The 522-nt window shown below is 49.0% G+C and carries 1 rRNA gene; it reads right to left on the reverse strand.

Going from position 1 to position 522, the window contains the following annotated elements:
* Positions 1-87: 87 nt before the first annotated feature.
* Positions 88-522 (reverse strand): 23S ribosomal RNA (locus FK268_RS26240); the annotation flags it as partial.

A 522-nucleotide genomic window follows, 5' to 3' on the forward strand; every position in this document is an offset into this window, starting at 1 on the left:
TGTTTGATTGACTTGCTTAAGTTGTTGTATTCGCGTCAACTTTGGAAACGATCATGTCTCGTATTAAAATTGTCTAAGACCTATTATATGGTCAAGCCTCACGGTCAATTAGTATTGGTAAGCTCAATGCATTACTGCACTTACACACCCAACCTATCAACGTCGTAGTCTTCGACGGACCTTCAGAGGGGTTACACCCCTAGGGAAATCTAATCTTGAGGTGGGCTTCCCGCTTAGATGCTTTCAGCGGTTATCCCGTCCGTATGTAGCTACCCGGCTATGCCATTGGTATGACAACCGGACCACCAGAGATACGTCCACTTCGGTCCTCTCGTACTAGAAGCAGCTCCTCTCAAATTTCCAACGCCCACGGCAGATAGGGACCGAACTGTCTCACGACGTTCTGAACCCAACTCGCGTACCACTTTAAATGGCGAACAGCCATACCCTTGGGACCGACTACAGCCCCAGGATGTGATGAGTCGACATCGAGGTGCCAAACTCCGCCGTCGATATGAACTC

The sequence above is a fragment of the Tsukamurella sputi genome (genome assembly GCF_007858445.1).
In the GTDB taxonomy this organism is placed as follows: domain Bacteria; phylum Actinomycetota; class Actinomycetes; order Mycobacteriales; family Mycobacteriaceae; genus Tsukamurella; species Tsukamurella sputi.